This window comes from Methylosinus sp. KRF6 (assembly GCF_018887255.1).
Classification (GTDB): Bacteria; Pseudomonadota; Alphaproteobacteria; order Rhizobiales; family Beijerinckiaceae; genus Methylosinus; species Methylosinus sporium.
Genome location: NZ_JAHLJF010000021.1, coordinates 1 through 9,277 on the forward strand (window position 1 = coordinate 1; position 9,277 = coordinate 9,277).

Annotated in this window: 4 protein-coding genes; 2 read left to right on the forward strand and 2 right to left on the reverse strand. The window is 65.8% G+C overall.

The window, feature by feature from the left end; genetic code table 11:
- Positions 1-249, forward strand: a 249-nt coding sequence (locus KP010_RS22050; protein ID WP_216281833.1) for a hypothetical protein, incomplete at its 5' end; no start/stop codon positions are given.
- Positions 250-266: 17 nt separating this feature from the next.
- Here the strand turns inward: KP010_RS22050 and KP010_RS22055 are convergent.
- Both KP010_RS22055 and KP010_RS22060 read right to left on the reverse strand, forming a co-directional pair.
- Entirely contained in the window at positions 267-2,195 is a 1,929-nt protein-coding gene (locus KP010_RS22055; protein ID WP_216281834.1) for a hypothetical protein, read from the reverse strand.
- 28 nt (positions 2,196-2,223) lie between these two features.
- Positions 2,224-8,682 carry a hypothetical protein gene (locus tag KP010_RS22060; protein WP_216281835.1) on the reverse strand — a complete coding sequence of 2,153 codons (6,459 nt, stop codon included), beginning with the start codon at positions 8,680-8,682 and terminating at the stop codon, positions 2,224-2,226.
- Between the two features lie 55 nt (positions 8,683-8,737).
- Between KP010_RS22060 and KP010_RS23470 the strand changes: the two genes are divergently transcribed.
- A complete protein-coding gene (locus KP010_RS23470) occupies positions 8,738-8,944 on the forward strand; it encodes a DUF6880 family protein (RefSeq protein WP_371824256.1) in 207 nt (68 codons plus the stop codon).
- Positions 8,945-9,277 lie beyond the last annotated feature (333 nt).

Genomic DNA, 9,277 nt, shown 5'->3' on the forward strand with positions numbered 1-9,277 from the left:
TATTTAATTGAAATCGTTGAATGGGCGAGTCCCGCCTTGAAAGGCAAATCGACAGGTGGCGCAACGCGGAAAAAAGAAATTGACGATGACGATCCGCTCGCGTCCCACCTCGTCCAATCGGACGTCGCGCCCCTCATGATCGAGCAGCGTCACCGCCGGCAGCTCCGGGCCAGGCGAGGGCCATTTCGCCGCTCTGTCGGCTCCCGCGGCGGTCGAGACGAAAAGCAGAAAACCGACGAGCCGCAATAGGGCGGTCGTTGTCGCGATCATGGAGCCGCTCCGATCTGCGCTTCGCCCATGGCGCCCTCGACGAACGAAAGGTTCCGCGAAGGGCTCGCGGCGTGCAGCGCGTAGCGCCCCGGCCGCGGGATCGCGATTTGGGTTTCATATTCACCGTCCGCTGTGCGTCGCAGCGGCGCTCGCGTCTGCCAGCCTCGCAGGCGATCGAACACCAGCAGAGTGAGATCGGGAGCGTTCGCGATCGCGCCTCCCGCGCCGCTGTCGGAAGCTTCTCGCAGGCGCACGCGAATGAGCGTCTCGATCGGGGCGCGTCCCGGCAGCGGCGTCGTGGAAACCAAAGTCGCGCGCAGACGCGGCGCCTTGAGCGCCTGCTCATCGTCGACCGCAGGCAGCACGATGCGCGCGCAGGCCGAAAGGCGTGGTGCGAGCCCGGCGAGCAGCAGATCATGGACGCCGCCGCGGTCATGACGGATCGCGGCGGTAAACCGTCCCGGCGCCGTCTCGCGCAAGGAGGTGTCGAGCACGGCGAGCGCCAGCGGCGTGCGTCCGTAGTTGGAGAAGCCGCCATTGGGCGCCATCATCCCCTCGCTATATTGGTAGAGCCGCGCATCGGCGGCGCTCGCCGTGATCAAGCCGGCGCCATCCGCGCCAGGGACGGCCGACCGCATCCCCTCGGGGACGTCGGCGGATGCGGAAGGATCGGCGCGGCCGACGATGACGTCGACCGGCTGCTCGCGTCCCGCGCGCAAATCGGCGAGCGGCCACATGGTCGCATGGCCGGAGGCCGCATCTATGGCGTAGGCGAATGAGGCGGTGAAGACGAGGCGGAGCGCGCCGCCCGGCGCCCGCATATCGGCGACGATCCGCGCCGATGCGATATCGATGACGCTGGCGCGTCCCGCGCCGATGGCGAGCCCGTATCGTCCGTCGTCGAACAGCGCGAAGACGTCGATCGCATGATCGAGCCGCGCGCGTCTTTCGATATCGCCGCCGCCGAACGGGTCGATCCAGACGATTTGTCCATCCGCCGCGGCGACGATGAAGCGCCTGCCGAGCGCGCTATAGCGCGCCGCCGTGGGGGGCCGCGCGTCGATGCGCCAGCTCGTCGAGCCGCCGTCGCTGTCGCGCCATTCCACCTCGCCGGACGGCTGCAGGACGAGAACGCCGGAGGGGGGTCTCGAAACAGGCGCGCGCGACGCAGCCGGCGACTCTATGGCGATCAGGCGGCCCGCCGCCGGCGACGGCGCCGTGACCAGCGTGGAGTCGCGCCGCGACATATCGAGCCGGCCGATTGCGCCCAGCCCCGGCATTGCGATCCAGAGAATGGGCGCGACAGGATCGCGCGCGAGATCACGCGCCCTCGCGCCGGCGGGCAGCTCGACCGTGCGGACGATTCTGCGCTGCTGCGCGTCCACGACGACCAGCCGTCCGGATTCGAGTAGCGCCCAGAACTCCATCCGGTCCGGCGCGACGATCCAATTCACGGGCGTCCCGCCCAATTCGACGATCGATTCGAGCTTGGCGTTGTCGAGGCCCACGAAGGGATTGATGAACGCCGAGGTTCCGTCGCCGTTCAAGGTCACGAAGCGATAGCCGTTCACATCTATGTCGGCGCGCCGGCCGATCCCGGCTTCGACGAGCGTCTTGACGCGCTCCGCGCAGCTCGGCTCCGAATCGCGCAGCATGTCGCGCCGGCGTTGCAGCCAGGCGGCGAGCCGGCCGCGTTCGTAGCGGAGCGGCGTTCCAGAGGCGGCGTCGACGATCTCGACGCCCAATTGTCCGAGTCCGGGAGCGGTCGGGACATAGCTCCAGCGGACCAGCGTCCCACCATCCTCCATCTCGCCGTTCTGCTCGGCGCCCTCTCCCGCGGCGCCGGCGACGGACAGAGCGGCCGCGGCGGCGAGCGCCAGCATGCATCTCGCCGCCGCCGTCACGAGGCGATCGATCGCGCGCATGGTCCGCGTCCTTCCGGCTCCCTCGCAATCACGGCTCGGCCGGACGCCGCGGCGACTCATCCGGCCGAACGCGTAGAATGCCCCATTGGCCGCCGTCGAAGAGGAAGCTCGCCTGACTGCGGAACAGATAGTCCATCGCCGTCCGAGCCTCGCCGCCGGCGGCGATCTCCAGCGAGATCCCCATCATCGGACCAAAGGCGTTGTAGACGCCCTGGCGGATATGCGAGCCCTGAGCGGGATCGAGCACGCTCGAGTTCTTCGCCCATGGATAGGGGTTCCAGGCGTGTCCGCTGAGCGCCAGCCCCTGCTGGCGCGTGTGGCCGCCCGGATGGACGATTCCGAGGCGCACTGTCTCACCCGGCCGCGCGGCGAGGACTGGCGTCTCGGGATCGCAGGGATTGCGCATTGCCAGGACCGGCGGCGCGCCGGAGAGGCAGTGAAACGGAACATCGCCGGGCGCCGTCGTCGCCGAGGTCAGAACGCCGGCAAAATCGTCGCCGTTGCGATCGGAGAAACCGATGCTGGGATCGCCGCCGCGCCGCGCCCATAAAGGCTCCGTCTTATAGTTGATGGCCTTGACGCCATAATCGTCGGGCTCTTCCGCGCCCGAGAGATTAGGGAGCGGCAGGCCGCCGCGCGTGGCGTTGACCGCATCCTGCATCACCAGCACATGATCGACATAGCGTCGTCCGTCGGGCCGGCAGATTTCGGCGCTCACGCCGCCGGGCACGGCGCGCGTCGCGCCGGAGCGCAGGCGGATTTCCCGCGCGAAGCGATTTTGCGCGCAGACGCGCGATCCTTCCGGTCCGACGGTCAGCGCGCCGACGAGCCCATGCGCCGGATGCTTGATCGGATCGCCGAGGCCGCGCAGCGGCAGCGCTCCGAATTCGACCGGCCGATATTCGTCCGGACGCTCGAAGACAAAATCGACGAGGCTCCAAATATAGCTCGCCCGGCAGCGGCTCTCGCGCTCGCCGTCGACGTCGTCGCGGCCGACGCAAGGCGGCGCGAGCGAGCCTTGCCGATGCAGGCTGTCCGGCGTTTTTTCGAAAATGCGCTTTAGGTCGAGCTGGCGGCCGGCCGTCTCGCGGGCGACCACGATCGGCGCATTAAGCCCGATATTGCTGCCGTCGCCATGGGCCGGGTGCTGCGCCACACGCGGCGCCGACAGGCCGACCGAGCTCGACATGCGGAACTGATTCATATTGAAGCCGTCGGTGATCATCGGCAGAAGATTGTGATACGCGCGCGCCTCCGGGACTTCCGCCGGCGCGTCGCCCACCCCGACCTTCGGGCCGTCGTCGAGCCGCGCCGGCAGGAGATTGCGCAGATTGACGTGCAGGCAATCGCCCGCCGCGGCGCGCAGCACCAGCGGCTCCACGGGACGACCCGCGGCAAATTCGCCGCGCAACCGGGCGAGCGTCTGGCGGTTGCTCTCGGCGCGCCAGGAATTCTCATGCGCCTCGCAATCGGGAATGGCGCTCTCGACGCTCGCGCGCGCGCAAACGCCCTCCTCCTCCAGCACATAGATCAGCGCTTTCTCGTCGTGAATGTCGAAGCGCTCGCTATAGACGACGCCTTTGGAGGAAGACTTCCCGCAATTGTCGTAGAGGTCGCAGACGCGAACGGCGCTCACATCGAAAAAGCGGTGATGATTGGCCGGGCTGTGACCCTTGGGCGAATCGACGCAGAGATCGGCGTCCTCGCCGGACGCCGCGGCGACGCTTTCGGCGGGCTTGTCCCGCGCGTCGCGCTGGCGCCTGACGTCGCGCGCGTGCTCGGCGTCGCGATCGTGCTTGGCGTCGCGCTTGGCTTTGAGCTGCTCGAATTTCTGATGGAGACGCGTCCAATCATCCGGCTCGGCCGCACGCAGCGTCTCATTTGCCGCGCTTCGATCGACGCCCGGTAGCGGCGCGAGAACATTGGTGAGATCGAAAAATTCATGGAGCCGCGGATCGACGGCTTTGGCCACGGGCGTATGGACATGCCTGCGCCTGCCGGGATCGTCGGACGGCAGATAGCTGCGCATGACGCCCCACATCCCGTCCCACAGCTGATCCACGGAGGAGCCGAAATAGAGATAGTCGATATGCGGCATCTTGAAGCCGGGAACGGACATTTCGAATTCGAAATGCTCGGAGATGCCGAGCGGCTGCGTGTTGACCCAGCCGGAATTGTTTTTCTCGACGAGGCCGGGCTGCCGTGGCCATTTCACGCCGTTCATCGTGAAGATGTGCTGCGCCTCCTGCGCGCCCTGGATGAGACGGATTTGTATAGGATCGCCTTCGAACGCCGGCAGAATCGGCGTCGCCGGATCGCCGAAGACGCGCCATGGCTCCAGCCGGATGATGTCGGGCGCGCATCCTTGGGCGGCGCCCATCATCGACTCCGGGTAGATCATGCAATTGAAGCGCCGCCGCCAATTCTCGGCGCTGGCGACGACGGCGTCGAGCCTCGCCTCCTCGCCCCGCGAGCGCGCGAATTCGCGGATCGCGGGCGAGACGGAGACGCTCATGGGCTCCGTCGCCAGCTTTCGATCCCGCCGCCAATGTGCGAGCGTGCTGAAGGCGTTGGCCGGATCGCCGAGGCAATCCTGGCTCCCGGCGCCGCATTTCGTCGCGAGATCGGCGCGCAGAATCGATTGACGATAATCCCAGCCGCCGAGCTTTTCGTTGCTCGTCTCCTCACTCACGCGCAAAGCCAGCGGCTCGTGGCGATAGTTGAAATATTGGCTGCCGGGATCTTCCGACGAAATGCCGAGCGGGCGCGCGGGCGTTTGCGCCACATGCCGTCGTCCGAAACGGCGGGCGCTCTCGTCGCGCCGTCCGGAATCGCCGCGCGGCTCGGGATTGATGGGCTCGAGCGCCATATTATAGGCGACGCCGAAATCGGCGAGCGCGAGCATGAACTCCCGGCGCGTGTCATTGGTCAGCCGCTTCTCCTCGCAGGGCGCCTGCGGCGGATGATTGCGCCCATCGTCGAGTTGCAGCGGATTGGAGTCGCTGTCCTTTGTGCAGCCGGGCGCGACAATGTTGGCCATGGTCGCGGTCGGGCCGCCGTCGCTCTGAAGGCGCAAGGGCGCGCGCGGCTCGACGACGCCTTCGATGCGGTTTTGCGGCGCGAGCAGCGAGGCCGCCGTCTTGACCGCGAGATCGGACCCGCCGAGCAGCTTGTCGCAGATCGGCGAACGGCGCGCATCGCCGGAAGGCGCATCGCATCCGAGCGCGCTCGCGGACGCCGCTCTCAGCTCGGCCGACGTCAGAGAGGCGCCGATGCGCGTCCATACGGAATTGGCCGGCTCGATCACCAGCCCCGCATAGAGCCCATGCTGCTGATGCGAGCTCGGACCCATGTGGTCATGGGTGAAGACCGTGCGTAGAGTGTCGTCCTTGTCGTTCGAGCGATCGAGGATCGGATCGGCCCACCAACGCTGCGTCGTGCGCTGCGCGCCACAATAGGGATGGTGGTCTCCGAGACGTTTTTCGTAGCTCGGGTCGGATTCGCCGAGCTTCTGCTCCGGGCAGCGCCCCTTCTCCAGCAGCCTTGCGTAGAAGGGATGCTCCGGATGGCTCCTGGCGGCCTCGTAAATATCGCCGCCGGGCAGAAACAGCGGATGCGCGCGCGGGCGCAGCTTGTCCGCGCCCGTCGCGGCGTTGGCGCGGTTCCAAGCGAAAATCCTCTCGCGCACCTCGTCCGGCGAGAAGGTCGCGTCCTCATAGTTCCAGCCGTTGCCCGAACCGTCCGAGGAGGTCACGTCGAATTTTACGAGATGAATGTGCTGACCGATCGTGTCGGTCGGCGTGTAGATTTGAAAATCGTCGATGTTCAAGGCGCTGGGAACGAAATTCGAGGATTTGAAAGTGATGCACTCACCGGAATTGGCGCGAAAGAACAGCGGCTCGGGAATTTTGGAGCGGTGGTCGGGGTCGATGACGTCCTTGATGTCGTTCTCGAGAATGACGATCCGTCCCTGCGGATCGAACCAGCCGTGCTTGTTGTAGGTCAGCTCGGTCTGGATGAAGGCGCCGCGATAGTCCCGATGCGGCGCATCCTGCGGACAGGGGTCCGCGAATGGGGCGCCGGGCGCCCGCGGGCGGCCATTCACGTGAAAGTAGGGCGTGCGCGTCGCCGATTTCTGCATCGGGAGCGCCGCCGCAATGTCGGTCTTATAAGCGACACGCGCGACCCACCACTCTGGATGCGGAGCGTTCGGCAAAATGACGCGCTCGAGCCCCGGCGCCGCGAGCGCGCCTTCGTGGAAGGCCATGGCGGCGCGCTCACGCGCCTCGCCGCTATGCGCTAAGGGCTCGATCCCGATCTTGCTCCATTCCCAGGCGAAAGCGTCGAGCGCGGCGGGATCCTGCGCCGCCACGCGGGCGGCGATCAGCTGCGCCGCCTCGCCGCCTTTCTCGAGCGACCTCTGCGCGCTGCGCTCCAATTCGCCATGGCCCACGACATGGCGCGGCAAGCCGCCATTGACAATGGAATTGGCGGCGGGCTCCGACGCCATATCGGTCCAATCGGCCGCGGCGACGTCCATGTCCAATGGCGGCTGCGGTGGCCGATGGCCGGGCTTGCCGGGAATATAGAATGGATAACCGCGGAATTGCGCCGAAGGCATGGGCGCCAGCGCCGAGCCGGGGATCGGAACCACGGCCGGCGTCTCGATCCCCGCTTTGACGACGGGATCGGGCAGATTCATGCTGCCCGGATCATTCCGCACGCCGATCGGCGTCTCGGGATCGAAAAGGCCGGGCTTGCCGTCGACGAAAGCGTCGTGGACGCGCCAGAGTTCCCACATGCCTTGCGCGAAATGCGGATAGAGATGGCAGTGGAAGATCGAATCTCCGGGAGCGTAATTGCGATTGCCCGAGCCGCCGAAGGCGATCCCATAGCTGAATGTCGCGCCCGGCGCGATCGTCTGCGAGTCGAGATAGCTCGAATGCGGATCGGATTCGTCGAGCACCCATTGATGCGCATGGAGATGAAAGACATGCGTCTCCTTGGGACCGGCGTGGATATTGTGAAAGCGCACCGGGTCGCCGAGATAGGAATGATGCACATTCGACGGATCGTCGGGATACCGCGCGCCGATCGGCTCGTCCTTGTCGTCGTATTTCAAAATGAGAGCGGGGTCGCCATTGGCCCAGGAGGACAGGAAGAATTCCTCCGCGCGGCATTCGGGGCAATGATTAGCGGGACCCGGCTTGAGAATGTCCGGCGTGTTGAATTGCGGCGTCGTCAGCGTCGGCGCGCCCATGCCAGCGACGCCATAGTTCACGCCCATGCCGTCACGGACCTGATGCAGCGGATTGTTCTCGTCGGCGAGCTCCTGAAATGCCTGCTCCGCGTCGACTTCATCGTGGAAAATCACCGTGAACTCGCGATACGGCCGACCGCAGGAGCTCGCGAAATGGGTCTTCTGGCATTGCTGGGAGTCCGCCGCCGGATCTTTGTGCTCGTCGCGCACGATAATGGCGTTGAGGTCGGAATGAACGATGTTGCGATCCGCATCGAGCATGGCGAGCACGGGCCGCGAATGTCCCTTCACTTGCGCGACGCGATCGTAGTCGATGGCGCGATAGGGATGGCGCCCTGTCTCGTCGGGCCCCCGAAGCCGGGACAGCTCGTCATGCGTGACCTGCGATCGGTACCAGCGCGAGCCCGTCGGCTCGACGATCACGGCGCCGAAAAGGCCGAGCCCGATCTGGCCGCCGTCGCCCTCGCCGCCGACCGGCGCCGCGGTGGAATGGGCGAAAAAGGCGCCTTCGTCGCTCGCCTTCCACAATGTCACCGTGGTGTGGCCGGGCGGAGTCAGCGATCCCAATCCGGAAAATGCGGCGCGGGAAGCCATCGACGTATCCGGATGGAACACGACGCCCTGCTGCTCGGGAAGGCCGACATTGGAGCCGTCGCCGCCGCAAGCCGCGTCGCGCGGACAGGATTGCGGCGCAATCGGAAGAACGGAAAGCCCCGTGACATGGAAAGACGCCGAGCGGGTCCGCGGCGCGTCGACGCTGACTTTCTCCGCCTCGACCAGCCGGCTCGATCCCGGTCGGCCGGGAAGCGCGCGAAGGCTCCCCGGAAGCCGGCCGTCATTGTCCGGCGGCGTCCCGCCTTCGACCCCCCTCTGCTCGGCGAGCAGATTGGTGAATGTGACCTCGAGGCAATCGCCTTTGTTGACGCGCAACACCAGCGGGCGGGGACGCTTAGCGTCCCGCAGCTTGACCCGGCCGGGCTTCGGCTCCGCATCCTTGTCGAGCGACTCTATGTCTGCCTCGAGCACGAACATCATGCCTGCCGGCACATAGGCCGAGAAGCGATTGAGCAGATAGGCCTGCTCCAGCGCGACGATCCTCGCCTTCACGATCGCGGCGCAACCCTGCGGGACGGCGGCCCGCGATTGAGCGGCATGGGCGAAAGTCGAAAAGACCGCGCCAGAGAAGAGCAGCGCCACAAAGGCGCAAGAGATTGAAAAGCGTTTCATAAACCGCCCCGAAAAATGCACTATATGCTGATACTACTTCATCCGGGCAGATAGGATCAAGCTCGGACTTGCCCGACGCGCAGGGCGACACGCGGCGCGCCATGTGCCGGAATGCGCCGGGCTGGCGGCAAACATCAGCGACTTTGGAAAGCATGAGACGCATCAAGCCCTCTTGTCGCCGATGTGCGACAAGCGCGGCAAGAACACCAATCGAGGATGTGCGCTGCAGGCTTCGGTAACGCCTTTGGTAGGCGTTTCATGATCTCAGCCCCGTCGGAAATTACCGTCAGGGCAAATATCGCGCAAAACGGCCGAAGCGCCACACAAGTAGGGATAGCGTCGACAATTCATAATGCGCGATTGCTGACTTATAGACTGTTCGGATTTTGCGTTTACCGTAGCCCTCGATGCGCCGGAACGTCTGACAATCGGGTGCAATACCGGCTCGTCAGCACGTAGGCCTCACACTGCGGTTTAACGACGAGCTGCGGCAGACGCCTCATGATCGTTTTGCCATCCGCGATCGTAAGCCCGATCTCTGGTTGCGGTGCAATTTTTGCCGATAGCTATGCGATGGGGTCCGGCAGTTCGTTAG